Source organism: Mesorhizobium sp. WSM2240, from assembly GCF_040438645.1.
Lineage (GTDB): Bacteria > Pseudomonadota > Alphaproteobacteria > Rhizobiales > Rhizobiaceae > Allomesorhizobium.
The window spans coordinates 5,577,485-5,600,043 of the sequence record NZ_CP159253.1; the positions used below are offsets into that span (position 1 = coordinate 5,577,485).

The 22,559-nt window shown below is 63.8% G+C and carries 27 protein-coding genes; 9 read left to right on the plus strand and 18 right to left on the minus strand.

Features of this window, described 5'->3' with window-relative positions:
• Window positions 1-87 precede the first annotated feature (87 nt).
• On the plus strand, window positions 88-363 hold the full coding sequence (locus ABVK50_RS27755; protein WP_353643523.1) for a hypothetical protein: 276 nt from the start codon (window positions 88-90) through the stop codon (window positions 361-363).
• Window positions 364-486: 123 nt separating this feature from the next.
• On the opposite strand, the gene ABVK50_RS27760 is transcribed toward ABVK50_RS27755, so the two are convergent.
• The 7 genes from ABVK50_RS27760 to cysG all read right to left on the minus strand — a co-directional run bounded on the left by ABVK50_RS27760 (window position 487) and on the right by cysG (window position 6,441).
• Window positions 487-717 carry a hypothetical protein gene (locus ABVK50_RS27760; RefSeq protein ID WP_353646983.1) on the minus strand — a complete coding sequence of 77 codons (231 nt, stop codon included), beginning with the start codon at window positions 715-717 and terminating at the stop codon, window positions 487-489.
• Between the two features lie 228 nt (window positions 718-945).
• Entirely contained in the window at window positions 946-1,569 is a 624-nt protein-coding gene (locus ABVK50_RS27765) for a DJ-1/PfpI family protein (protein WP_353643521.1), read from the minus strand.
• Window positions 1,570-1,711: 142 nt separating this feature from the next.
• On the minus strand, window positions 1,712-2,248 hold the full coding sequence (locus ABVK50_RS27770; protein WP_353643520.1) for a DUF934 domain-containing protein: 537 nt from the start codon (window positions 2,246-2,248) through the stop codon (window positions 1,712-1,714).
• Between the two features lie 10 nt (window positions 2,249-2,258).
• Complete coding sequence (locus tag ABVK50_RS27775) at window positions 2,259-3,011, minus strand: phosphoadenylyl-sulfate reductase (protein WP_353643519.1); 753 nt, start codon at window positions 3,009-3,011, stop codon at window positions 2,259-2,261.
• A complete protein-coding gene (locus tag ABVK50_RS27780) occupies window positions 2,986-4,656 on the minus strand; it encodes a nitrite/sulfite reductase (protein WP_353643518.1) in 1,671 nt (556 codons plus the stop codon). The genes ABVK50_RS27775 and ABVK50_RS27780 overlap by 26 nt, the downstream gene beginning before the upstream one ends.
• A gap of 31 nt (window positions 4,657-4,687) precedes the next feature.
• On the minus strand, window positions 4,688-4,996 hold the full coding sequence (locus tag ABVK50_RS27785) for a DUF2849 domain-containing protein (RefSeq protein ID WP_353643517.1): 309 nt from the start codon (window positions 4,994-4,996) through the stop codon (window positions 4,688-4,690).
• Window positions 4,993-6,441, minus strand: a complete 1,449-nt coding sequence (gene cysG, locus ABVK50_RS27790) for a siroheme synthase CysG (RefSeq protein ID WP_353643516.1) — start codon at window positions 6,439-6,441, stop codon at window positions 4,993-4,995. The genes ABVK50_RS27785 and cysG overlap by 4 nt, the downstream gene beginning before the upstream one ends.
• 224 nt (window positions 6,442-6,665) lie before the next feature.
• Here cysG and ABVK50_RS27795 point away from each other — a divergent pair, with 224 nt between their 5' ends.
• Together ABVK50_RS27795 and ABVK50_RS27800 are read left to right on the plus strand one after the other, a co-directional pair.
• Complete coding sequence (locus ABVK50_RS27795; protein WP_353643515.1) at window positions 6,666-6,878, plus strand: hypothetical protein; 213 nt, start codon at window positions 6,666-6,668, stop codon at window positions 6,876-6,878.
• A 17-nt stretch (window positions 6,879-6,895) separates the two neighbouring features.
• Complete coding sequence (locus ABVK50_RS27800) at window positions 6,896-7,345, plus strand: host attachment family protein (protein WP_353643514.1); 450 nt, start codon at window positions 6,896-6,898, stop codon at window positions 7,343-7,345.
• Between the two features lie 403 nt (window positions 7,346-7,748).
• Here the strand turns inward: ABVK50_RS27800 and ABVK50_RS27805 are convergent, their stop codons facing one another.
• Together ABVK50_RS27805 and gyrB are read right to left on the minus strand one after the other, a co-directional pair.
• Complete coding sequence (locus ABVK50_RS27805) at window positions 7,749-7,952, minus strand: hypothetical protein (RefSeq protein ID WP_353643513.1); 204 nt, start codon at window positions 7,950-7,952, stop codon at window positions 7,749-7,751.
• A 79-nt stretch (window positions 7,953-8,031) separates the two neighbouring features.
• Complete coding sequence (gene gyrB / locus ABVK50_RS27810; protein ID WP_353643512.1) at window positions 8,032-10,479, minus strand: DNA topoisomerase (ATP-hydrolyzing) subunit B; 2,448 nt, start codon at window positions 10,477-10,479, stop codon at window positions 8,032-8,034.
• A 295-nt stretch (window positions 10,480-10,774) separates the two neighbouring features.
• Here gyrB and ABVK50_RS27815 point away from each other — a divergent pair, with 295 nt between their 5' ends.
• Both ABVK50_RS27815 and ABVK50_RS27820 read left to right on the plus strand, forming a co-directional pair.
• A complete protein-coding gene (locus ABVK50_RS27815) occupies window positions 10,775-12,154 on the plus strand; it encodes a PQQ-dependent sugar dehydrogenase (RefSeq protein WP_353643511.1) in 1,380 nt (459 codons plus the stop codon).
• A gap of 81 nt (window positions 12,155-12,235) precedes the next feature.
• A complete protein-coding gene (locus ABVK50_RS27820) occupies window positions 12,236-13,606 on the plus strand; it encodes a cytochrome P450 (RefSeq protein WP_353643510.1) in 1,371 nt (456 codons plus the stop codon).
• 314 nt (window positions 13,607-13,920) lie between these two features.
• Here the strand turns inward: ABVK50_RS27820 and ABVK50_RS27825 are convergent, their stop codons facing one another.
• From ABVK50_RS27825 to rsmI, 3 genes are all read right to left on the minus strand, one after another.
• Window positions 13,921-14,748 carry a cyclase family protein gene (locus ABVK50_RS27825; protein ID WP_353643509.1) on the minus strand — a complete coding sequence of 276 codons (828 nt, stop codon included), beginning with the start codon at window positions 14,746-14,748 and terminating at the stop codon, window positions 13,921-13,923.
• Window positions 14,749-14,822: 74 nt separating this feature from the next.
• Window positions 14,823-15,197 (minus strand): YraN family protein, encoded by a 375-nt coding sequence (locus ABVK50_RS27830; protein WP_353643508.1) that lies wholly within the window; start codon window positions 15,195-15,197, stop codon window positions 14,823-14,825.
• Window positions 15,194-16,090 carry a 16S rRNA (cytidine(1402)-2'-O)-methyltransferase gene (gene rsmI / locus ABVK50_RS27835; protein ID WP_353643507.1) on the minus strand — a complete coding sequence of 299 codons (897 nt, stop codon included), beginning with the start codon at window positions 16,088-16,090 and terminating at the stop codon, window positions 15,194-15,196. Before rsmI ends, ABVK50_RS27830 begins: the two co-directional genes overlap by 4 nt.
• 129 nt (window positions 16,091-16,219) lie before the next feature.
• Here rsmI and ABVK50_RS27840 point away from each other — a divergent pair, with 129 nt between their 5' ends.
• On the plus strand, window positions 16,220-16,417 hold the full coding sequence (locus tag ABVK50_RS27840) for a hypothetical protein (RefSeq protein WP_353643506.1): 198 nt from the start codon (window positions 16,220-16,222) through the stop codon (window positions 16,415-16,417).
• Between the two features lie 17 nt (window positions 16,418-16,434).
• Here ABVK50_RS27840 and ABVK50_RS27845 read toward each other — a convergent pair whose 3' ends face one another.
• The 6 genes from ABVK50_RS27845 to rph all read right to left on the minus strand — a co-directional run bounded on the left by ABVK50_RS27845 (window position 16,435) and on the right by rph (window position 20,186).
• A complete protein-coding gene (locus ABVK50_RS27845) occupies window positions 16,435-16,872 on the minus strand; it encodes an EamA family transporter (RefSeq protein WP_353643505.1) in 438 nt (145 codons plus the stop codon).
• Window positions 16,873-16,897: 25 nt separating this feature from the next.
• Complete coding sequence (locus tag ABVK50_RS27850; protein ID WP_353645780.1) at window positions 16,898-17,161, minus strand: protein tyrosine phosphatase; 264 nt, start codon at window positions 17,159-17,161, stop codon at window positions 16,898-16,900.
• A 76-nt stretch (window positions 17,162-17,237) separates the two neighbouring features.
• On the minus strand, window positions 17,238-18,392 hold the full coding sequence (hemW, locus tag ABVK50_RS27855) for a radical SAM family heme chaperone HemW (RefSeq protein ID WP_353643504.1): 1,155 nt from the start codon (window positions 18,390-18,392) through the stop codon (window positions 17,238-17,240).
• Window positions 18,393-18,403: 11 nt separating this feature from the next.
• Window positions 18,404-19,051: an RdgB/HAM1 family non-canonical purine NTP pyrophosphatase gene (rdgB, locus tag ABVK50_RS27860; RefSeq protein ID WP_353643503.1), complete on the minus strand. Its 648-nt coding sequence runs from the start codon at window positions 19,049-19,051 to the stop codon at window positions 18,404-18,406.
• A complete protein-coding gene (locus ABVK50_RS27865) occupies window positions 19,051-19,461 on the minus strand; it encodes a VOC family protein (RefSeq protein WP_353643502.1) in 411 nt (136 codons plus the stop codon). Before ABVK50_RS27865 ends, rdgB begins: the two co-directional genes overlap by 1 nt.
• A gap of 8 nt (window positions 19,462-19,469) precedes the next feature.
• Window positions 19,470-20,186, minus strand: a complete 717-nt coding sequence (gene rph / locus ABVK50_RS27870; RefSeq protein WP_353643501.1) for a ribonuclease PH — start codon at window positions 20,184-20,186, stop codon at window positions 19,470-19,472.
• A gap of 170 nt (window positions 20,187-20,356) precedes the next feature.
• On the opposite strand from rph, the gene hrcA reads away from it, so the two are divergent.
• From hrcA to ABVK50_RS27885, 3 genes are all read left to right on the plus strand, one after another.
• A complete protein-coding gene (hrcA, locus tag ABVK50_RS27875) occupies window positions 20,357-21,427 on the plus strand; it encodes a heat-inducible transcriptional repressor HrcA (protein WP_353643500.1) in 1,071 nt (356 codons plus the stop codon).
• A gap of 74 nt (window positions 21,428-21,501) precedes the next feature.
• Window positions 21,502-21,699, plus strand: a complete 198-nt coding sequence (locus ABVK50_RS27880) for a hypothetical protein (RefSeq protein ID WP_353643499.1) — start codon at window positions 21,502-21,504, stop codon at window positions 21,697-21,699.
• Between the two features lie 121 nt (window positions 21,700-21,820).
• Window positions 21,821-22,438, plus strand: coding sequence for a LysE family translocator (locus ABVK50_RS27885; RefSeq protein ID WP_353643498.1), 618 nt, complete (start codon window positions 21,821-21,823; stop codon window positions 22,436-22,438).
• The last annotated feature ends 121 nt before the right edge of the window (window positions 22,439-22,559 follow it).

Sequence of the window (22,559 nt, forward strand, 5' to 3'; positions counted from 1 at the left end):
GGGATTGCAGATACGCTATGCTGCATTTCTGATCGGAGAGGCGGCAGCACCTTCGGCCGCGCAGGCTGGAGCCTGACGACCGAAAGGGTGGTCAAGAACGCCGATGGCCTCGACCTCGATGCGCTGCTCGATCAGATCGAGAAGGAGATGAAGCAGGCGCCGGAGCAGAAACAGTGGGCCATGAACCATTGCCTGGCCGAGATCGGCATCCGTCATCCGGAATTTCGCAAGCGGGCAATCGGGATCGGTGAGCGGCTCGCTGTCCTCATCGACTACCCCGCATCACCCGGCTGCACGCCTCCCTATGCACCGGTCTGGATCACCGAGATGGTTCGCCGGCGCGAGGAGACGGGACGCCCATGAGGGCGCCCAAGCGCCCATACCCTTGGCAATTAACAAGGCTGCATAGGCGAGCTGCCAGGCTTGCCGATACGAGGTTCGTCGACATGCGCGTTGGGCGCAATCGATCGAGCCGATGAGGAATTCTTATCGGGCAGCTAAAAATTTCTCATTTGCTAAATTGTGCGGCGCACCATAGCTGAATGTTGCAATGCAACAATCAATGAAAGTGGCTTCGGCCAACGGAAAGAAAATGAAGAACGCAATCGTATCGTCTTTGGCCGCCGCGGCGGTTATCGCCGCCGCAGTTTCGGCAACCGCCGTAGCACTCGCCTCCCAGGCCGACAACCACGTCGAAAACAGGTTTTCGGTCGGCATGCCCGTGCGTCCGCAAATGTTTTACGGACAGGATCAGACCGCCTCGGATTTGCGCCCCACCAACAATGGCTATGTGTTCACGGCCACGCTTGAAGACGGCAAGCTTCGCCTTTTCCCCCACAGCGGCGCAGGCCGTTTCCCGCGGGAAGCGCCCTCGAACTGATGCTTGACGTTTGGGTGGCTGGCAAAGCCATCCGAACGTCCAGGTTTCGGCTTACAGCCGGAACGCTACTCGGCAGCCTGCCTCGTTTCGCGCATCAATGTCTGGCCATGCGAGATTTCGGTGCCGAGCACTTTCAGGCATTCGCGCATGAACGCCGCCAGGCCCGGCCAGCCCTTGGCCGATACGAGGTTGCCGTCGACATGCGCGCCATTGGGGGCCACGTCGATATAGATGCCGCCGGCAAGCCGGACCTCAGGTTCGCAGTATTGAAGCGCGGCGACTTCCCTGCCACGAACCACACCGTCGACCGCGATCAGGATCTGCACGCCATGACAGATGGTGAAGATCGGCTTTCCAGTCTCGTGGAAATGGCGGACGATCGCCTGCACGCCCTCGTCGATGCGGATATATTCCGGGCCGCGGCCGCCGGCGCAATAGACTGCGTCATAGTCAGCCGGGTTCACATCGGAAAAAGTCTTGTTCACGTAATAGTCGTGGCCGAGCTTCTCAGTGTAGGTTTGGTGCCCCTCGAAGTCGTGTAGGGACGTCTTGATCATCTCGCCCGCCTTCTTGTCCGGGCATACGACGTGCACCGCATGGCCTACTGCGTGCATCGCCTGCTCGAAAACGAAAATCTCGTATTCCTCGCTGAATTCGCCGACCAGCATCAGGATCTTCTTGCCAGGCATTTCGCTTCTCCTCCCAGAGTTAGATTAATTTCGGCGGTCGAAATAATCCCGCGCATCCTATGGCGGAAACTCTGAAAGGAAAAGATGGAAATGCGGCGCGGCGTTGGCAGCGCGGATCAAACTTCGGTTGACGGCGGCTAGACTAAGCTGCCGGAACCCGGCGCCAGGAATATTTCGCGCTCTTGCCGGCCGGCTTGGCCGTCGGCTGATAGTAGAGCGGGATGCCTCCGGTGCGCCCAGCCTCGAGGCGGGCGATCAATGTCGGATGCGACACCTCGAACTCGGTGAAGCCCAGCCGCAGCATGTGCGGCAGTTGGTCGATCAGCACCTGGCCGGTGGCCCGCACCGCGCCCTCGAAGCCGTAGCGGCTGCGCAAAAGTTCGCCCTTGGAAAAGCTGCGGCCGTCGTTGAATGCCGGGAACGCCAGCGCCACCAGTGAGATATTGTCGAGCAGATCCGCGATTTTCTCCAGCGCATCGCCTGGCAGCAGGAGCACCCCGAGCCGCTCCTTCGCGGACTTCCGCACCTCCGGGTCGAGATCAAGAAAGGCCTGCAGCGGCAGGATGAAGCGGCCATTGCCGGCGAGCGCATCGGCGCTCTCGGCATGGATCCACTCATCCTCGCGAAAGCCTTGCGGCGTCCACAGGCGCGTGGCGATCTGCGCGTTCGGTTCGGACATCGAAAATTTCCTAGTGTGCCGCGTTGGCGAGCGACCGGTCGAGCTCGGGCAGGTGAATGCCACACTCGGTTTTGGCCTGTCCAGCCCAGCGGCCGCTGCGCGCATCCTCGCCCGGCTGGACGATCGACGTGCAGGGGAAGCAGCCGATCGACAGGTAGCCATAGGCGACCAGCGGATTTTCCCGGAGCGCATGCGTTTTCATGTAGTCGGCCAGGTCGGCGGTGGTCCAGCGCGCGAGCGGATTGATGCGGATGCGTGTTCCGACCGCCTCGAACACCGACAGCGCCTGTCTGGTCGCGGCCTGGAAGCGCTTGCGGCCGGTGAACCAGGCACGGAACGGCTCGACGCCCCGCGCCATGGGTTCGACCTTGCGTATGGCGCAGCAGGCATCGGTATTGGTAAGATGTAGCTTACCATCCGGATCGTCGCGGTTGAGCGCCGCTTCCTCGGGCGTAATGATACGGATGTCGGTCAGGCCGAGGTCGGCGGCCAGCGCATCACGGTAATCGAGCGTCTCGCCGAAGTGTTTTCCGGTGTCGAGAAAGATGATCGGCAAGCCGCTGTCGATCTCAGCGATCATGTCCAGCAGCACTGCCGAATCCGCGCCGAAGGACGATACCGCGGCGATCTCGCCGGCGCCGAAAATCTCCACCGCACGCGCGATGATCTCGGCTGGCGGGAGATGGCCGTAGAGCGCGTCGAGACGCGCGGCTTCAGCCTGCGTCTCAGCTTCCAGGTCAGGCAGCTTTGGCTTCGCTTCCATAGAGCGCCTCCTTGAACGGCGCGGCGCCGACGCGGCGGTAGGCATCGAGGAATTTTTCGGAGCGGTCGGTGCGAACGCGCAGATAAGTCGCTACGACCGTCTCGATCGCGTCCGTGATATCTTCCGGGCCGAAGCCGCGGCCGATGATCTCGCCGACCGACGTGTTCTCGTCGCCGGAGCCGCCGAGCGTCACCTGGTAGAGCTCAGCGCCCTTCTTCTCCACGCCGAGGATGCCGATATGGCCGACATGATGGTGGCCGCAGGCATTGATGCAGCCGGAGATCTTCAGCTTCAGTTCACCGATTTCGCGCTGCCGCTCAAGCGAGGCGAAGCGGCGCGAAATCTCCTGCGCGACCGGGATCGAGCGGGCATTGGCCAGCGCGCAATAGTCGAGGCCGGGGCAGGCGATGATATCGGTGATCAGCCCGGAATTGGCAGTCGCCAGATCGATCTCCACCAGTGCGTCATAGACCGCCCGCAAATCGGCGCGAGCGACATGCGGCAGCACCAGATTCTGCTCGTGGGTGACGCGGATTTCATCGAAGCCGTATTTTTCAGCGAGGTCGGCGACCGCTTCCATCTGGCTGTCGGAAGCGTCGCCGGGAGCCTCGCCGATACCCTTCAGCGAGATGGTGACGGCGGCATAGTCGGGATGGCGGTGGGTGACGACGTTCTGGTCCAGCCATTCGCCGAAGCTGCGGCTGTCGAGCCGCGCCAGCCGCACAGCCTCGTCGCCCTCGGGACGTGCGACAAGCTTCGGCGGCGCGAAATAGGCCTCGATCGCGCGGATGTCGGCTTCGGGAAGCTTCAGCTCGGTGTCCTTCAGCGCTTCCCACTCGGCCTCGACCTGCCGGGCGAATTCCTCGGCGCCGGTCTCATGGACGAGGATCTTGATGCGCGCCTTGTACTTGTTGTCGCGGCGGCCATAGAGATTATAGACCCTCAGAATGGCCGTGCAGTAGGACAGAAGCTCGTTCTCCGGCAGGAAATCGCGAATTTTCTTGGCAATCATCGGCGTGCGGCCCTGCCCGCCGCCGACATAGACGGCGAAGCCCAGTTCGCCGGTGGCGTTCTTCTTCAGATGCAGGCCGATGTCGTGCGTTTTGATGGCGGCGCGGTCGCGCTCCGCACCTGTCACCGCGATCTTGAACTTGCGCGGCAGGTACGAGAATTCCGGATGGACCGAAGACCACTGGCGCAGGATCTCGGCATAAGGCCGCGGATCGGCGACCTCATCGGCGGCCGCACCGGCGAAATGATCGGCAGTCACGTTGCGGATGCAGTTCCCCGAGGTCTGGATCGCGTGCATCTCGACCGAAGCGAGGTCGGCCAGGATCGCCGGCACGTCGGAAAGCGCCGGCCAGTTGAACTGGATGTTCTGCCGCGTCGTGAAATGGCCGTAGCCCTTGTCGTATTTGCGGGCGATGTGGGCGAGCATACGCAATTGCCGCGGGTGCAGCGTGCCGTAGGGGACGGCAATCCGCAGCATGTAAGCGTGAAGCTGCAGATAGACGCCGTTCATCAGCCGCAGCGGCCGAAACTGATCCTCGGTGATCTCGCCGGCCAGCCGCCGGTCGACCTGGTCGCTGAATTCGGCGACGCGGGCATTCACGAAATCCTGGTCGAACTCGTCGTAACGGTACATTTTCGTCCTTCAGGGCCATCCGGCCCTCTCCTCATGCCGCCTGCGGAACAGCCGGCCGGGCCTGCTTGCCCAGATCGTTGCGGTTGGTCGGCCCTTTCGCCCTGATCTGTTCGCGCAACCGGGTCGGGCGAATAGCGCCATCGACCAGCTGGACATCGATCAGGTCGACGTCGACGACCTCATTGTTCAAAAATGCCGCCTTGCCGATCGCTTCCAGCCTCTCCTCACCCGCCTTGCCTTGGGCGAGTTCAGCGTGGTCGATCGTCTCGGCCCAAGCATGGCCCGTCGAGAACCAGACGGCCTCGCCGTCGGTCAGCCGGTTTGCGGTGAGTATCTTCATGCCTCTGCTCCCAGATTCTCTTTTGCCGCGGCAATTCGGTTCTGCGCGGAAAGCGGCGTCGAGCGTGCGAAGTTTGCGCCGGCGACGGCGTCGCCGATGAGTGTCATGACCGGCCCGGTAAGTTCATCGCGGTCCTGAAGCGCGGGAAGATCAGCGATGGTGCCGTGGAAAAGCCGGCGCTCGGCCAGGCTGGCGTTCTCGACCACCGCGACCGCAGTGTCCGGCGACAGGCCGGCCTCGATCAGCCGCGCGGCGACATCGGCTGCGACCGAGCGGCCCATGTAAACTGCGACCGTTGCGCCCGAAATCGCAAGCTTTGCCCAGTCGGGAAGCGTGCCGCCCTTCAAATCGTGGCCGGTCGTGAACACCATCGACGAGGTCACGCCGCGCAACGTCAGCGGCAGCTCGCAATCGGCGGCGGCTGCGAACGCTGCGGTCACGCCCGGCACGACCTCATAAGAGATGCCTGCATCGCGCAGCGCCTGCATCTCTTCGCCGGCGCGGCCGAAAACCAGCGGATCGCCCGACTTCAGGCGCACCACGCGCTTGCCTTCGCGGCCGAGCCTGACAAGAAGGACGTTGATCTCTTCCTGCGACTTGGAATGGCAGCCCTTGCGCTTGCCGACCGGCAGCCGCTCGGCGTCGCGGCGGCCCATGGCGACGACCGCCTCCGGCACAAGCGCGTCATACATGATCACATCGGCTTCCATCAGATGCCGCTGCGCCCGCAGCGTCAAAAGGTCCTCGGCGCCCGGTCCGGCCCCGACCAAGGCGATATGGCCCGAGGCAGGCGCGTTGCGCGCGAGCAATTCGGCGGCAGCCGCACGGGCCTCGGAAGCATGACCGATCTCCATCGCCCGCGCCGGTGCGCCGGTGAAGAAATCGTTCCAGAACCTGCGGCGGCGGCTGCCCTTGGGCAAAACCTTGTCAGCCATTTCGCGCAGCGAATTGCCGAGCGCGGCGAGCGGACCGAGCGAGGGCGGCAGCATGCGATCGATCTTGGCCCGCACCATCTGCGCCAGAACCGGGCCCGCCCCTTCGGTGCCGACAGCGACCGCCAGCGGCGCGCGGTTGACCAGAGCGGGCGTGAAGAAATCGCAGAGTTCGGGGCGGTCCACCGCATTGACGGCAATGCCGAGCCGGCGGGCGTCGTCCGACACCTGCCGGTCGAGCGCCTCGTCGCCGCTTGCGGCAAAAACCAGCACCGCACCTTCGAGATGCGACGGCTCATAAGGGGCATTCACATGCGTCGCGCCATTGGCGGCAATCCATGCAGCGAGAGCAGGTTCGGCACGATCCGCAACGATCGTGAGGCGGGCGCTCGACTGCCCGAGCAGCCGCGCCTTCGCCAGCGCCTCATCGCCGCTGCCGACAACAACAACAGTTTCGCCTTCCACCCGCACGAAGACGGGGAATGCATTGAGTTTCGTGGCGCCGTTGGTCACTTCAGGCAGGCTCCTGGATCCGGATTGGAATTGTCGGCGAAAGTCGCCCTCTTAAGAAGGTATGACCTCGCGCCGCGTCACATACTAGGCGATGCATTTTCCGGATTGCAGGCAATCCGCAGAAAATAATTCTTGACCGCAGACCTTGGTCCCAACTCGAAAAAGCGGAACATCGCTGCGGAGCCGGCGTTTAGTGACGACAGCCACTATGAGGAGATGACGGCATGGAACGCAAGAAGGGCGAACGCGACAAAAAGCTCGAAAGCGCCGAACATCTCGGCACGGAGGGCAGCATGGAAGGGGGCGCCAGCGGCGGCGGCGTGGCCCGTGACGTGGGCAGTCAGGACGACATGAAGCGCGGCTTTGAGCGGCCTGCCGGCGCGACCCGCGTGCAGAAGGAAGAGAAAAGCAAAGCCCGCCTTAATTCAAGCCGTTAACAATGAGGAAGCGTCCGATGAGCGATGTCAGGCTGAAGCACGGCCTATGGATACTGGTGGCCGATGGCGAGAAAGCGCTGTTCCTGAAGAATGATGGCGACGCCCGAACCCCCGACCTGAATGTCGTACGCGAAGTGCGCGACGACAATCCGGCGACACGCGAGCAGGGCACCGACCGCCCCGGACGCTTCAGCGACGGACCGAACATACACAAGAGCGCGGTCGCCGACACGGACTGGCACCGGCTCGGCAAGGAACGCTTCGCCGACGAGATCGCCGAGCGGCTCTACAAGATGGCGCATCGCGGGGATTTCGAGGAGATCGTGCTGATCGCCCCACCATTGGTGCTGGGCGAAATGCGCAGGAAGCTGCACAAGGAAGTTACCGACCGCATCCTGGCGGAAGTTCCGAAGACGCTGACCAATCATCCGGTTCCGGAAATCGAGCGGATTCTTCAGGCGGCGTAAGAGCGCCTTCTACACCGCGGCGACTTCGCCCAGCGCCTGCGCCTTCCCTCCCGCCGTCCCGCAGGACGGCAAATTAAGAACTATCCAACAACTATGCCGGCTGCCTCAAAGCATCCAATTGTCCGTCTATGTTTTCGGGGTAGCAGAACGGGCTGCTATCCTTGATCCGGACGGTGCGGTATTCACCGGCCCAGTCGGAAACATCCTGAAACAGGTGTCGGTGGATGGCTCGCAGTTGAGAGGCGAAAGATCGCCGTCGGGTAGCGGCTCGTCGCCGCGCTGCGTTATCGCGTCAGCCTCGAACGCCTCCAATTCGTCGGCGGTGCGAAGATCGAGCTTGTTCTTGAGAACGCTGGTTTCCGGATAGCAGTACGGATCGGGCTGGGCGTCGTACACAGGGGCGTCAGTCCCGTTTGCGGTGCTTTGCGACGATTGCCTCGCGCCGCTGGTCGTGCGGCACATTCCTCTTATCGAAATCGGCGAACATTGCCTTGGATGAGGGCGACTGGCGAATGCCCTCCATAGCATTCAGCTTTGATATACCCTCCCGGCCGACAATGAACTTGCCGGTTCGGCTGTCACGTTTGATGAACGTTCCCTTGGTCATGAAATTTATCCTAACATGGCCTCAGTGTCCCGTCAGCGCAAACAATAACCCGCCGCATTATCGACGCTTCGGAAACCGCCTACACGTCCAGATTGGCCACCGACAGTGCGTTTTCCTGGATGAAGTCGCGGCGCGGCTCGACATCGTCGCCCATAAGCCGGGCAAACAGCGAGTCGGCGTCGGTCGCGTCGTTCACCTTGACCTGCAGCAGCGAGCGCACATTCGGGTCGAGCGTGGTTTCCCAGAGCTGCTCGGCGTTCATTTCGCCGAGGCCCTTGTAGCGCTGCATGGTCAGGCCCTTGCGGCCGGTTGCAAACACCGCGTCGAGCAGCGCCAGCGGACCGGAAATCGTCTCGGCATTGTCCTTGCGGCGCAGCACCGGCGATTGCGAATAGACCTCGCCGAGGCGATCGGCGTAGCGGTGGAGCGCGCGCGCGTCGGCTGAATTGATCAGGCCCATGTCGAGATGCGCATATTCCTTCACGCCGCGCAGCATGCGCTCGAAGATGAAGCCGCCCGGTCCCTCGTTGGAAGTCGAGGTGCGGCCTTCCCAGCCGCGCTCGATGTCCTCGGCGATGGCGTCGAGCCGCTCCGCCACCTTCTGCGCCATCTCGTTGGCGCGGCCGAGATCGTTGAAGATTTCCGGGTTGAGCGCGCCTGCGATCGCCGCCTGCTCGACCACGGCGCGGTTGTAGCGCGTGTGCAGCCCGTTGATCAACGAGCGCACGGCGAGCGCATCGTCAATGGCGCCGCGCAGATCCTTGCCGGCGCGCACCTCGCCGGAGGACAGCGTCAGCGAGGCCTCCTCAAGTCCGGAGCCGATCAGGAATTCCTCGAAGGCGCCTTCGTCCTTGATGTATTGCGAGCTCTTGCCGCGCGTCACCTTGTAGAGCGGCGGCTGGGCGATGAAGAGGTGGCCGCGCTCGATCAGCTCCGGCATCTGCCGAAAGAAGAAGGTGAGGAGCAGCGTTCTGATATGCGCGCCGTCGACGTCGGCGTCGGTCATGATGATGATCTTGTGGTAGCGCAGCTTATCAGCGTTGAACTCGTCCTTGCCGATCGAGGTGCCTAGCGCGGTGATCAGCGTGCCGATCATGTCGGACGACAGCATTCTGTCGAAGCGCGCGCGCTCGACATTGAGGATCTTGCCGCGCAGCGGCAGAATCGCTTGGTTCTGGCGCGAGCGCCCACCCTTGGCCGAGCCGCCGGCGGAATCGCCCTCGACGATGAAGATTTCGGACTTGGCCGGGTCGCGCTCCTGGCAGTCGGCTAGCTTGCCGGGCAGCGAGGTGATGTCGAGCACGCCCTTGCGCCGCGTCAATTCGCGCGCCTTGCGTGCTGCCTCGCGGGCCGCCGCCGCCTCAACCACCTTGGCGATCAGCGTCTTCGCTTCAGCCGGGTGCTCTTCGAGCCAGGTGCCGAGCGCCTCGTTGACGAGGCTTTCGACCACGGGACGCACTTCCGAGGAAACCAGCTTGTCCTTGGTCTGCGAGGAGAATTTCGGATCGGGCACTTTCACCGACAAGACCGCCGTCAGGCCCTCGCGGCTGTCGTCGCCGGTGATCGAGACCTTCTCCTTCTTGGCGATGCCGGAGGTCTCGGCATAGCCGGTGACCTGGCGCGTCAGTGCGCCGCGAAAGCCCGCCAGATGCGTGCCGCCGTCGCGCTGCGGGATGTTGTTGGTGAAGGCCAGCACGTTCTCGTGGTAGCTGTCGTTCCACCACATGGCCACTTCCACGGTGATGCCGTCGCGCTCGGCCTTGATGGCGATCGGCGTGGAGATCAGCGGCTTCTTGGCCCGGTCGAGATATTTGACGAATTCGATCAGCCCGCCTTCGTAGAGCAGTTCCTGCGTCTTCACGTCGGCGTGGCGGGCATCGGTCAGGATGATCCTGACGCCTGAATTCAGGAAGGCCAATTCGCGCAGCCGGTGCTCCAGCGTGGCGTAGTCGAACTCGACCATGGTGAAGGTCTCGCTTGACGGCATGAAGGTCACTTCCGTGCCCGTCTCGTCGCCGGCGTCGCCGGTCACCTTCAGCGGACCGTCGGCGACGCCATGCGTGAACGACATTTCGTGGATCTGGCCCTTGCGGCGGATCTTCAGCCTCAGCCAGACCGATAGCGCGTTGACCACCGACACGCCGACGCCGTGCAGGCCGCCCGAAACCTTGTAGGAATTCTGGTCGAATTTGCCGCCGGCATGCAGCTGCGTCATGATGACTTCGGCGGCCGAAATGCCTTCGCCGGTGTGGATATCGGTCGGAATCCCTCGGCCATTGTCGGTTACAGTCACCGAACCGTCCGGGTTGAGCGTTACCGTGACCAGCGTGGCGTGCCCCGCCAGCGCCTCGTCGATAGCGTTGTCGACCACCTCATAGACCATGTGGTGGAGGCCCGAACCGTCGTCGGTGTCGCCGATATACATGCCCGGCCGCTTACGCACGGCGTCCAAGCCCTTGAGAACCTTGATGGAATCGGCGCCGTACTCGGCCGATGCGCCGGCAGCGTTCTCGAAATTATCGCTCATGAAGAACCGTTTTCTCTATGCCGAAAGAAAGCGCGCGAAAAACAACCGAATCGCGCGCGCTGAGATACCGAAGATATAGGCGTTCCAGGCGGTTTTTCCAAGGTTTGCGGGCGTTTTGATGGCGAGAGCCAACCGCCTCGAATTTTCCCCTGGGATCGGTTGGTCGACGGCGGACGGCATCACATTCGGGTGACCCAACACTCGCAGCCGCGAAAGTACGAAACGGACCGCCGCTTCTCCCGTTGTCTGGTCAGAATCGAGGCGGCCCGCTCATCCCATACAGGAGGAATATTCCATGTTTTCCATACTCCGACTGACAGCGGCGACCGCGCTGGCGACCGCCGCATCCACTGTCGTCCAGGCGCAGGACGCCCAGTCTCCCATGGCCGATCAGGAACTCGGCAAACGCTTCGAGGTAAGGGTTGAGGACCTGCCCGAACCCTATGCCGACGAGGCGGTGCGCAACGCGCCGAAAGTGATTGCCCGCAATGGCGAGGAACCCCAGGCTCCGCAAGGCTTCTCGGTCTCGCTCTTCGCCCAGGACCTGAAGCATCCGCGCAAGCTGCTGGTGCTGGAGAATGGCGATGTGTTGCTGGCCGAACAGGACGCCGGCTACATCACCTTCCTGCGCGACGAGGACGGCGACGGCAAGGCCGACACTGTGTCGCGCTTCGCAGACGGCTTTGAGGAACCTTACGGCATGGCCGTCGTGCCCGACGGCGAGCACAAAGGCCATATCCTGGTCGCGGACGCGCAGGGAATATGGCGCGTGCCGTTCAAGATGGGCGGCATCAGACCCGATATGGGCAATCTGCTCAAGCAGGGCGGGGAAGCGACGGGCCCGCAGACGCCTGCCGACCATATCGCGGTAACGGAACAGGGCGTGTTCGGCCCGGTTCAAGGCCACACTTCGCGCGCGCTCGCCGTCGATCCGAAGGACGGCTCCCTCTATGTCGGTGTCGGCTCCATGGGCAACATCGCCGAGGAGCCGGAGATGAAAGCCTCGATCCAGGCGTTCGATGCGGACGGAAAGAACCAGCGGACATTCGCATCGGGAATGCGCAATCCGACGGGCATCCATTTCCATCCCGATACGGGCGAATTGTGGGCTGTCGTGCAGGAGCGGGACGGGCTCGGCGACCGGTTGGTACCAGACTACATGACGCGGGTGGCTGAAGGCGATTTCTACGGCTGGCCATACGCCTATCTGGGCGGCAAGCCGATGCCGGATTTCGCCGAGCGCGCGCCTAACAAGGTCGAGCAGACGAAAATGCCAGACCTCTTGTTCGAGGCGCATTCCTCGGCCATGGACTTCGCCTTCGTGCCGAACAGCTGGCCCGAGGAATATCGCGGCGACGCGATCGTCGTTCTGAAGGGCTCGTGGAACCGCGCCGACCCGACCGGCTACAAGCTGGTGCGCGCAGCGTTCAGCGAAGGCGCGCCGGAAGGCTGGTACGACAATTTCCTCACCGGCTTCTGGACCGAGGGAGACAGCAGGGCAAATGTCTGGGGCCGCCCCGCCAGCGTGGCCTTCCTGCCTGACGGCGGCCTGCTCGTGGCGGACGATAGTGGCGGCACGATCTGGAAAGTGAGCCCGTCCGATCAGCTCGAGACAGGCGCGACCGCGCCGGAAATGCCGGCCGGCGAAACGCAGCCTGAATCGCCGGCCGAGTAACGGCCCGCGGATGAAAGCCGGGCCGCGGGGGCCCGGCTTTTCGCCGTGACGGGGCCGAGAGGTAGGCCTATATTCCCGGCCATGGACATCAAGCCTGCCCCCTTCATTCCGCCCGCGCCGAAGCCGCGAACGAAGCCGCCTTCGACGCTGGAGATGATCCGCATCGTCTACCGCAACCCGCTCGAATTGTGGGGTGAGCCTTCCTACAACGAGCCATGGATTTCGGTCACCGGCATCGGCGGCCCGCTGGTCATAGCCAACGATCCGGGCCTCATCCGCCACGTCCTCGTCGACAATGCGAAGAACTACAAGATGGCGACGGTGCGCCAGATGATCCTGCGGCCGATCCTGCGCGATGGGCTGCTGACCGCCGAAGGCGATGTCTGGAAGCGTTCGCGCAAGGCGATGGCGCCGGTGTTCACGCCGCGCCACATTTTCGGCTTCGCCAAGCCGATGCTCGATTGCAGCCTCGATTTCGTCACGCGCTACGAGGAGGTCGACACGACCGACATCTCGCACGACATGACGCAACTCACCTACGACATCCTCGCCGAGACGCTGTTTTCAGGCGAGATCGCCGGCACGCCAGGCGGCTTCAACGCCGAGATCGACCGCCTGTTTGAGACGATGGGCCGCGTCGACCCACTCGACCTCCTGCGCGCGCCGGAATGGCTGCCGCGCATCACCCGCTTGCGGGGGCGCAAGACCATGGCCTATTTCCGCAAGATCGTCACCGACACGGTGGCGATGCGCAAGGAGAAGATCGCCCGCGATCCCAAGGCCGCGCCGGAGGATTTCCTGACGCTGCTGTTGCGCGCCGAAGGGCCGGAAGGCCTGTCGCGCGCCGAGATCGAAGACAACATCATCACCTTCATCGGCGCCGGCCACGAAACGACGGCGCGTGCGCTCGGCTGGACCATCTATTGCCTCGCCGAAGCGCCGTGGGAGCGTGACAGGGTCGAAGCCGAGATCGACGCGGTGCTGGCCCGCGAGCCCGACCCGGTAAAATGGCTCGACGCCATGCCCTACACCCGCGCCGCCTTCGAGGAGGCGCTGCGGCTCTATCCGCCCGCGCCCTCGATCAACCGCGAGCCGATCGAGCCGGAGACCTACAAGGGCCTGTACATACCGAAGCGCGCAGCTGTCCTGATGATGCCCTGGACCGTCCACCGGCACCGCAAGCTTTGGGACCAGCCCGACGCCTTTATGCCCGAGCGCTTCCACCCCGGCAATCGCGAGAAGATCGATCGCTACCAGTATATCCCATTCGGCGCAGGCCCGCGTGTCTGCATCGGCGCGAGCTTCGCCATGCAGGAAGCGGTTATCGCGCTTGCCGTCCTGCTTTCGTGCTTCCGCTTCGACACGATGGCCGAGACGAAGCCTTGGCCGGTGCAGAAGCTGACGACGCAACCACAGGGCGGCCTGCCGATGCGGGTTACGCCGCGGCGGTAAGGATGGACATTGACGGTCCCAAGCGCCCTCGTGGTTCGACAGGCTCACCATGAGGGCTACTGTTGCGCCTCCAGATTTTGCCCTCGTCGGTGTGAGCGACCTACCCATTGCCTCATGGTGAGCCTGTCGAACCACGAGGCAACGCACAACCGGCCAACCGCATCAGCCCACAACCCGTGAGCTTTGAGGATTTGGCGCGACCTGCCCCAAACCCCCATGGCGAGCCGCGAGCCTGTCGAGCGGTCGAACCGCGGGGGGTTGGGCCAGTGCCCTGCCTGTTCTCGGTCAGCCCTGACGGATAGGCCAATCAACCCTTACACCATCGCGAAGATGCGTGCCGGACCGCCGGTGCCGCCCCTGATCTTCGGCGCTCCGACCACGATCGTCGCGCCTTTTGCCGGCAGCTTGTCCAGATTGGCTACGGCCTCGATGCCGTAGCGGCCGGTCGGTAGCCAGGTGTTGTGGACGATGAAGTCTGGCGATGGGCCATGGTCGAGCGACAGCGTGTCGACCGCGATCGCCTTCACCGAAGGCTGTTCGATCAGAAACTGCGCCGCCTCGACGTGAAATCCGGGGAAGTGCAGCGTCTTGCCGTCATCGCCGACATTGCGGAACTTTTCGGTCGCCACATGCTGGCCCCAGCCCGACAGCATCGCCACCACAGCGCCTTCGGGCAGGTCGCCGTTGGCGGCGGTCCACGCCTTGATGTCGTCAGGCGTAACCTGCGCGTCGGGGTCATTGTCGGCCTTGGCTCGGATGTCGATGACGACCAGCGGCGCGATCAGGTCCTCCACCGGCAGTTCCGCCACCGACCTGCCGTCGGCGGTGAAATGCAGCGGCGCGTCGATATGGGTGCCGGTATGCTCGTTGATGCGCCACTCATTGAGGTTGAAAGTGTCCTTGGCGAAGCTGAACTTCTGTTCGATGAAGAGTTGCTGGCCGCCGAAATAGGTCGGGAAATTCTCCCAGATCTCGTGGGTGAGGTCTTCGGCCTTGACCGGGTTGTCGGCCGCGAGAAGCGGCTTTGGCGCGGCGGTCGCCGCCAGCGCTGCGGCTCCCGCGGCAACAATGCCTCCCTTGAAGAAATCGCGGCGGCTGAGCATGCCCGCCTTCACGGATTCGATGACGCAATGATGGCACATGACGCTCTCTCCTTCTGGCATCCAGGCGAACAGAATGTTGCCAGGATGACGTTAGGGCAAGTCCGATTCGCGCTCTAATTCCGCCCGTGGAAGGCGTTCGGCACGTGCACCGGCCAGCGCCATGGCAGCACCGCCACCATGTCGAACCGCACCGACAATTTCCCGTAATCCGGCTGCCGCGACAGCCACAAATCGGCACAGCCCTCGATGCGCCGCTCCGACTCGCGACCTAGCGCCTCCATCGCCGCCATCAGCGTCGGCCGCGCCTTCACCTCGACGATCAGCACGAGGTCGCCGCGCCTTGCGATCAGGTCGATCTCGCCGAGTTTTGTCCGGTAGCGCCGCGCGACGATGCGAAAACCCTTCGCCATCAGCGCGAGCGCAGCCAGCCACTCACCGCGATGGCCGCGCCGGTACGCCTTGAAGCGTTTGGCCGCGGCGTCGGTCACCCCGTGCTGTCCTTGAGTTCCAGCAGCCGGCGATAGAGCGCCGGCTTCTGGCCGCCAGTCATCCGCGCCGCTTCGGCCGCCGCCTTCGACGCCGGCATTTCCTTGGCCAGCGACAGAAGCAGCCGGTCGACGTCTTCCGGCTCGGCGGCGGCGTCTTCCGGCGGGCCTACGCATATGACGATCTCGCCCTTCGGCGTCGGCGCCTCTGCGTAATGCGCCGACAGCGCGCTCAATGTTCCGGTGCGCATTTCTTCGAACGTCTTTGTCAGCTCGCGCCCGATGGCTGCCGGCCTGTCGCCGAAGACCTCGGCCATGGCCACAAGCGTATCGGTGAGCCGTCGCGGCGATTCGAAGAAGATCAGCGTCGCCGGCACTGCCGTCAGCACCGATAGCCGCGACCGCCGCTGCCCATCCTTGACCGGAAGAAAGCCGGCAAACATGAAGGCGTCGGAGGGCAGGCCGGATGCGGTCAGCGCCGCCAGCACGGCCGACGCGCCCGGTATCGGCACGACGCGAATGCCCGCCTCCAGCGCCTGCCCGACCAGCCGGAATCCCGGATCGGAAACCAGCGGCGTGCCGGCGTCCGAAACCAGCGCGACGCTTTTTCCGGTTTTCAGCGCCTCGATCAGCCGCGGCCCCGCTTCGCCGGCATTGTGCTCGTGGTAGGGCGTCGGCCGCTGCCGGATGCCGTAGCGGCCGAGCAGCACGCGTGTCACCCGCGTATCCTCGCAGGCCAGGATGTCGGCGCCGGCAAGCGTCTCCAGCGCCCTCAACGTGATGTCGCCGAGATTGCCGATCGGCGTGGCGACGAGATAGAGCGCGGGCTCCAGCGGACGGGCGGCGATTTCCGCCTGTCCGACCACGAACGTCCTGGCTTTCTCTTCTTTCTGCACGCCAAACCCCGGTTCCGTTCACGCTCTTCTGCCATGGCGGCGCGACCGTTGCAAAAAGCGTTCGCCGCACGCGGAATTTGCGGAACCAAACCGCCACTGCCGTATTGTGTGGAGCTAACGGAGGTCCAGATGGCCGGTATTGAATTCCAGGACGTGTTCGAACCCTATTATGCGGGCCGGAAGAACCCGATGCCGCATGAATCGGTCGCCAAGGACAAGGATGCGAACCGCGAGGAGATGGAGCATCAGCTCGCCGATCGCGCCAAACGGTCGAAGATGCTGAAGTCGGCTGCGACTGCCGTCAAACGCCCCAAGCCGCAGCGGTAGGACCACGGACCGTCCGGTCACACTTTGTAGCCGATCAGCACCGCACCCGCTGCAATCAGCAAAACGCCGAGCCAGTTCGCGCCGCTCAGCCGCTCACCCAGAAAGATGACGGCGAACACCGCGACCAGAACGACGCTGAGCTTGTCGATCGGTGCAACCTGGGCGGCGCTGCCGAGTTTCAGCGCGCGAAAATAGCACAGCCAAGATGCGCCGGTGGCCAGACCCGACAGCGTCAGGAATCCCCAGGTCTTCATCGAGATATCGCCGAGCGGCTGAAACTGCCGGGTCGCGACAATCATCACTCCTAGCACAGCGAGGATGATTGCGGTTCGGATCAGCGTGGCGAAATCGGAGTTGATATTTTCCACCCCGACCTTGGCGAAAATCGCCGTCAGCGCGGCGAATGCGGCGGAGAGCAGCGCCCATAGCTGCCATGAGGCCAAGGCGGAATTCATTTGAGGACTCCCGGAAAGCTTCCTTTCAACCGAGATACCTTGGAACACGTGCTTCGAGAAGGCGGACCAGGGCCGGATCCATGAATTCGTAGTTGTCCGGAATGTCGAGGCAAACAATTCGCGCCTTCTTCAGGCTTGTCTTGAATCTCTTCTGCAGCTTGGCCCGGTGCACCTTCTCCATCACGAAGATGATGTCAGCCCACGATACAAGATCGGCTGTCAGCGGAGTGTCGGCGTCGTGATTGGTGCCGGCCGAAGCCACTTCGATATCCCTTCGGTTGGAAAATATCTACTCGGCGGTAGGGCTCCGCAGGCAGTTCCGGCTGCAGACGAACAGGATGTTCTTCATGCGCTGCCCACGCCCCTCACCGCGCCAGGTCGGCCACCACCGCATCGAGCACGATCATGCCCGATTGGGTCGCGCGCAGTCGTGAATTGCCGACCGGCGCCACCAGCCCTTCGCCCTGCAGGATCGACATGCGCGCCGAAGACAGCGAGCGGCCGGAAAGCTGCTCGTAGCGGGCGAGGTCGATGCCTTCGGCCAACCTCAGACCCATGAGCAGGAACTCGTCGGCCTCTTCCGAACGCGTCAGCAGTTCGCCGCCCGTGACGCCATGGCCCTTGGCCTCGACCAGGTTCGCCCAGGTCTCCGGCATTTTTTCAGTCATCGTCACCACGCGCCTGCCGCTCTCGATGAAGCGGCCATGCGCGCCGGGGCCGACGCCGACATATTCGCCGTAGCGCCAGTAGGTGAGGTTGTGCCGGCTTTCCGCGCCCGGTTTTGCGTGATTTGAAATCTCGTAGGCCGGCAGACCGTGCGCCGCCGTCACCTCCTGCGTCACCGCATAGAGTTCGGCGGCGTGGTCGCCGTCCGGGATCGCGAATTTTCCCGCCGCATAGAGCGTGTGGAAGCGCGTGCCTTCCTCGATCGTCAGCTGGTAGAGCGACAGATGGTCGGCGGCGTGGCCGATCGCCTGCTCGAGTTCGGAGCCCCAGGCTTCCGGCGTCTGGCCAGGCCTCGCATAAATCAGATCGAAGGACAGCCGCGGAAAGATTTCCCGCGCGAGTCTGATCGCGTGCAGCGCTTCCGGGACATTGTGCAGTCGCCCGAGAAACCTGAGATCGGCATCGTTCAGCGCCTGCACGCCGAGCGAAACCCGGTTGACGCCGGCTGCACGATAGCCGCGGAAGCGCTCGGCCTCGACCGACGATGGATTCGCTTCGAGCGTGATCTCGATGCCGTCCGGCACGGTCCAGTGCTTCGCTACCGATTCCAGCACGGCGGCCACCGTCTCGGGCTTCATCAGCGACGGCGTTCCGCCGCCGAGGAATATGCTGGTCACCTCGCGCGGCCCGGTGCGGGCGCGCATCGTCTTCAGTTCTATGTCGAAGGCGCGTGCGAAGCGCTCCTGGTCCACCGGCTGGTGGCGGACATGGCTGTTGAAGTCGCAGTAGGGGCATTTGGCCGCGCAGAACGGCCAATGGACATAGACGCCGAAACCCGGATCGCGGCCCGTCAACGCGCTCTCCGTCACGCCGCGCCGAGCATGCGCTGAGCGAATTTCTGGAAGGCGCGGGCGCGGTGCGACAGCGCCTCGGCCTGGCCCGGCTTCCAGCCGTGCTTCTGTTCGGCGTCCATCTCGCCGAAGGTCTTGTCGTAGCCGTTCGGCTGGAATACCGGATCGTAGCCGAAACCCTTGTCGCCGCGCGGCGGCCACACCAGCGTGCCTTCCGCCTCGCCGCGGAAATACTCGGCATGGCCGTCCGGCCAGGCGAGGCAGATCACGGCGACGAACTTGCCGGTGCGGCGTGCGGGATCGGACGCGCCCACTTCATGCAGTGCGATTTCGGTGCGTTGCATGGCGATTGCGAAGTCGCGCCCCCCTTCGGGGGTTTCGGCCCAGTTGGCGGTGTAGATTCCGGGCTGCCCGTCCAGCGCGTCGACGCAGAGCCCGGAATCGTCGGAGAGCGCCGGCAGGCCGGTCGCCTTGGCTGCCGCGAAAGCTTTGATGTAGGCATTCTCCTCGAAAGTCGTGCCGGTTTCGTCCGGCTCGGGCAGTCCAAGTTCCGCAGCCGACTTGGCCTCGAAGCCGAACGGCGCCATCAGTTGGGCGAATTCGCGCAGCTTTCCGTCGTTATGGCTCGCGACGACGATTTTTTTGTCTTCCAGCGGCCGCATCACATTCCCCAGATTCTCGGCTCGGCGAATTCCAGCGAATTGCCGGATGGATCGCGGAAATAGATTGAGCGGCCGCCATTCGGCCACTCGAAATCGGCTTCGATATCGATATTCCGCGCCCCGAGATGCGCTTTCCACCGCGCGATCTCCTCCGCAGTCGCGGCAAAGCAGAGATGCCCCTGGCCAACCGTGCCGTGCGGCGGCACCGGTAGTTTCGCATCCGGCGGCGGCGCCTGCCGCGTCGCCTCGGCGTTGAACAGCAGAAGCACGCCCGTCCCGCAGCGGAAGAAGACGTGGCGGCCCTCCACCTTGGCAATCACCTCCAGCCCCAGCACCTCGCCGTAAAACGCCTCCGCCGCATCGAGGTCGGCGACGTAAAGCGCGGATTCGAGGACTGCGGAGGGGGTCATGATTGCCTCTATGCCACCGCCATCTGCTGCAGGCTGACCAGCCGCGAAATGCCCTTCTTGGCCAGAGCCATCAGCGCCGCGAATTCTTCCTCGGTGAAGGGCACGCCCTCGGCCGTGCCCTGGATTTCGACGATGCCGCCCTTGCCGGTCATGACGAAATTGGCGTCGGTGCCGGCCGACGAATCCTCGAGATAATCGAGATCGAGCACCGGCTGGCCGTCATAGATGCCGCAGGAGATCGCGGCGACATGGTCCTTCAGCACTTTCGACACGCTTGTCATCTGGCGCGCCTCCATCCAGCGCAGGCAGTCGTGCAGCGCCACCCAGCCGCCGGTGATCGCCGCCGTTCGCGTGCCGCCATCTGCCTGGATCACATCGCAGTCGACGGTGATCTGCATTTCGCCGAGCGCCTCCAGATCGACGACGGCGCGCAAGGATCGCCCGATCAGACGCTGGATTTCCAGCGTGCGCCCGCCCTGCTTGCCGGCCGAGGCCTCACGGCGCATGCGCTCGCCGGTCGAGCGCGGCAGCATGCCGTATTCCGCCGTCACCCAGCCCTTGCCGGAATTGCGCATCCAGCCCGGCACGCGCTCCTCCAGGCTCGCCGTGCACAATACGTGCGTGTCGCCGAATTTCACCAGGCACGAGCCTTCGGCGTGCTTGGAAACGTTGCGCTCGAAGGAAATTGCGCGCATTTCGTCATATTGGCGTTTTGAGGGGCGCATCAGGCACTTTCTTCTCGAATTCGAAAACGGAGGCCGGCTTTGAGCGGTCTCTTTGCCGGCGGCTTGTAACCCCTGTGAGTCGCCTGCGCAAAGGAAAACCGGCCGGCCGCGGCGCAAGGTTGTGTTCGCGCCGGCCACGTCTATATTTTGGGCTGAGGTGTGGAGACCCGATGACCAAACCGGTTCTGGATCAGAATCTGCAATCGCTTGACACGCGTTCCCGCGAAATCTTCCGGCGCATCGTCGATTCCTATCTTCTCGACGGCGAGCCGGTTGGTTCGCGCAACCTGTCGCGCATGCTGCCTTCGTCGCTGTCGCCGGCCACCGTGCGCAATGTGATGAGCGATCTCGAACATCTCGGACTCGTCTATGCGCCGCATATTTCGGCCGGCCGCCTGCCTACCCAGAAGGGGCTGCGCTTCTTCGTCGACGCCTTCATGGAGCTCGGCGACCTGTCGGACGAAGAGCGCCGCTCCATCGAGGCGCAGCTCAAGGCTTCCGGCAGCGGCGCCACGCTGGAGCACATGCTGACCGAAGCCAGCCAGATGCTGTCCGGCATGTCGCGCGGCGCCGGCCTCGTGCTCGCCGCCAAGAACGAAGTGCCGCTGAAGCATATCGAGTTCATCCAGCTCGAGCCCGAGCGCGCCTTGGCAATCATGGTCACGCAGAACGGCGACGTCGAAAACCGCGTGGTCGAGTTGCCGGCCGGCGTCACCAACTCGCAGCTTCACGAAGCTTCGAACTTCCTCAACGCTCATATACGCGGCCGCACGCTTGCAGAGGCTCGGGCGGAGATTGCGCGTCTCAAGGAGGAGACAAGGGCCGCCCTGGACACGCTATCGCAGGACCTGGTGGAAAAGGGTCTTGCCATCTGGGCCGGTTCCGAAAGCGGGCTGCCTTCGCGACTGATCGTGCGCGGCCGCGCCAATCTTCTGGAAAACGTCACCGCCCAGGCCGACCTCGAACTGCTCCGGCATCTTTTCGAGGATCTCGAGACCAAGGAGGGCATGGTTCAGCTCCTCGACCTCGCGGAGGCAGGCTCCGGCGTGCGCATCTTCATCGGTTCCGAGAATAAGCTGTTTTCGCTGTCCGGCTCCTCGCTGGTGGTCGCGCCCTACCGCGACAAGGACGCCCGCGTCGTCGGCGCGCTCGGCGTCATCGGCCCGACCAGGCTGAACTACGCCCGCATCGTGCCGATGGTCGACTACACCGCCCAGCTCATCTCGCGCATGCTGCGTTGAGCCGCTCTGGCGGCCCCGGTGGCGGCCTTCACGCATTCGGTGTAAGCTTGGAGCTTGAGCAAAGGGGGTCCGCCATGGCGCTCGAACAGATCAAGGCCCAGATCAGTCTGCTTTTGGAAGGGATGGTCAACCAGCCCGCCGACGATCATGAAGTGCGTGAGCAATTGCGCGAAAAGCTCAACGAATTGCGCGCCATGGGCATGCCGCTGCCGGACGACCTCGTGGCGCTGGAAAAAAGTCTCGACGAGGGCCTATACGCCGGCGGCAACTAAGCGTGCCATCACCGTCATCATGAGAGCCGCGCACGGTTGCGCCAAGCCATGGAAGCTGCTGCCGTATTCCCGCAGCGGCGCGCCTGTGCGATAGGGGCGCGACACCAATGAGACTCAACCCATGACCCTTGCCGGCTTTCTCGCTTATAGCCTTGCGCTCGCCATTGCCGCCGCCATTCCCGGGCCGGGTGTCACCGCGCTCGTCGCCCGCGCGCTCGGCTCCGGCTTCCGTTCGGCGCTGGCAATGTCGTTCGGGCTGGTCGTCGGCGATTTGACCTATCTTACCGCCGTCGTGCTCGGCCTGGCGCTGGTGGCCCAGACCTTCGGCACCGTGTTCCTGGTCATCAAGTGGCTCGGCGTCGCCTATCTCGCCTGGCTGGCCTGGAGCTTCTGGAAGAGCGGCATCACGCCGGAAAACGTCGAGGCGCGGAAGGGCAAAGGCGGGCTCGCGGCCAGCTTTCTCGCCGGGCTCGCCGTCACGCTCGGCAACCCCAAGACTATGATCTTCTATCTGGCGCTGACGCCGACGCTGGTCGACCTGCGCACCATCACTTTCGCCGATTACGCGATCCTGGCTGCGTTGACCGTGGTGGTGCTGCTCGTCGTGCTGGTGCCCTATCTGGCGCTTGCCGCCAAGGCGCGCTGGTTCCTGAAGACGCCGCGCGCGCTGAAGGCGCTGAACCGCACGGCGGCTGCCTTCATGGCGGGCGCGGCGCTCGCCATCGCGTCTCGCCAGTAGGCTCGTCGCGCCAAACGATTCTGCGAGCAGCCCGTTTTCAGAAACCGTTTTCCGCGCGAAAGACCATTTCAGCATGCCGCCCACTCGGTTTTTCCGGGACGCAGGACTATCCTGCGCGGTG

What these genes read in the sequence shown, in the direction of transcription:
- ABVK50_RS27795 (WP_353643515.1), top strand. Translation starts at nt 6,666, where the DNA reads ATGGAACGCAAGAAGGGCGAACGCGACAAAAAGCTCGAAAGCGCCGAA.
- gyrB (WP_353643512.1), bottom strand. Translation starts at nt 10,479, where the DNA reads ATGAGCGATAATTTCGAGAACGCTGCCGGCGCATCGGCCGAGTACGGC.
- ABVK50_RS27785 (WP_353643517.1), bottom strand. Translation starts at nt 4,996, where the DNA reads ATGAAGATACTCACCGCAAACCGGCTGACCGACGGCGAGGCCGTCTGG.
- ABVK50_RS27775 (WP_353643519.1), bottom strand. Translation starts at nt 3,011, where the DNA reads ATGGAAGCGAAGCCAAAGCTGCCTGACCTGGAAGCTGAGACGCAGGCT.
- ABVK50_RS27800 (WP_353643514.1), top strand. Translation starts at nt 6,896, where the DNA reads ATGAGCGATGTCAGGCTGAAGCACGGCCTATGGATACTGGTGGCCGAT.
- ABVK50_RS27805 (WP_353643513.1), bottom strand. Translation starts at nt 7,952, where the DNA reads ATGACCAAGGGAACGTTCATCAAACGTGACAGCCGAACCGGCAAGTTC.
- ABVK50_RS27815 (WP_353643511.1), top strand. Translation starts at nt 10,775, where the DNA reads ATGTTTTCCATACTCCGACTGACAGCGGCGACCGCGCTGGCGACCGCC.
- ABVK50_RS27885 (WP_353643498.1), top strand. Translation starts at nt 21,821, where the DNA reads ATGACCCTTGCCGGCTTTCTCGCTTATAGCCTTGCGCTCGCCATTGCC.
- ABVK50_RS27865 (WP_353643502.1), bottom strand. Translation starts at nt 19,461, where the DNA reads ATGACCCCCTCCGCAGTCCTCGAATCCGCGCTTTACGTCGCCGACCTC.
- ABVK50_RS27765 (WP_353643521.1), bottom strand. Translation starts at nt 1,569, where the DNA reads ATGCCTGGCAAGAAGATCCTGATGCTGGTCGGCGAATTCAGCGAGGAA.
- ABVK50_RS27820 (WP_353643510.1), top strand. Translation starts at nt 12,236, where the DNA reads ATGGACATCAAGCCTGCCCCCTTCATTCCGCCCGCGCCGAAGCCGCGA.
- ABVK50_RS27840 (WP_353643506.1), top strand. Translation starts at nt 16,220, where the DNA reads ATGGCCGGTATTGAATTCCAGGACGTGTTCGAACCCTATTATGCGGGC.
- ABVK50_RS27880 (WP_353643499.1), top strand. Translation starts at nt 21,502, where the DNA reads ATGGCGCTCGAACAGATCAAGGCCCAGATCAGTCTGCTTTTGGAAGGG.
- hrcA (WP_353643500.1), top strand. Translation starts at nt 20,357, where the DNA reads ATGACCAAACCGGTTCTGGATCAGAATCTGCAATCGCTTGACACGCGT.
- ABVK50_RS27770 (WP_353643520.1), bottom strand. Translation starts at nt 2,248, where the DNA reads ATGTCCGAACCGAACGCGCAGATCGCCACGCGCCTGTGGACGCCGCAA.
- ABVK50_RS27825 (WP_353643509.1), bottom strand. Translation starts at nt 14,748, where the DNA reads ATGTGCCATCATTGCGTCATCGAATCCGTGAAGGCGGGCATGCTCAGC.
- ABVK50_RS27845 (WP_353643505.1), bottom strand. Translation starts at nt 16,872, where the DNA reads ATGAATTCCGCCTTGGCCTCATGGCAGCTATGGGCGCTGCTCTCCGCC.
- ABVK50_RS27780 (WP_353643518.1), bottom strand. Translation starts at nt 4,656, where the DNA reads ATGTACCGTTACGACGAGTTCGACCAGGATTTCGTGAATGCCCGCGTC.
- rph (WP_353643501.1), bottom strand. Translation starts at nt 20,186, where the DNA reads ATGCGCCCCTCAAAACGCCAATATGACGAAATGCGCGCAATTTCCTTC.
- ABVK50_RS27760 (WP_353646983.1), bottom strand. Translation starts at nt 717, where the DNA reads ATGCCGACCGAAAACCTGTTTTCGACGTGGTTGTCGGCCTGGGAGGCG.
- rdgB (WP_353643503.1), bottom strand. Translation starts at nt 19,051, where the DNA reads ATGCGGCCGCTGGAAGACAAAAAAATCGTCGTCGCGAGCCATAACGAC.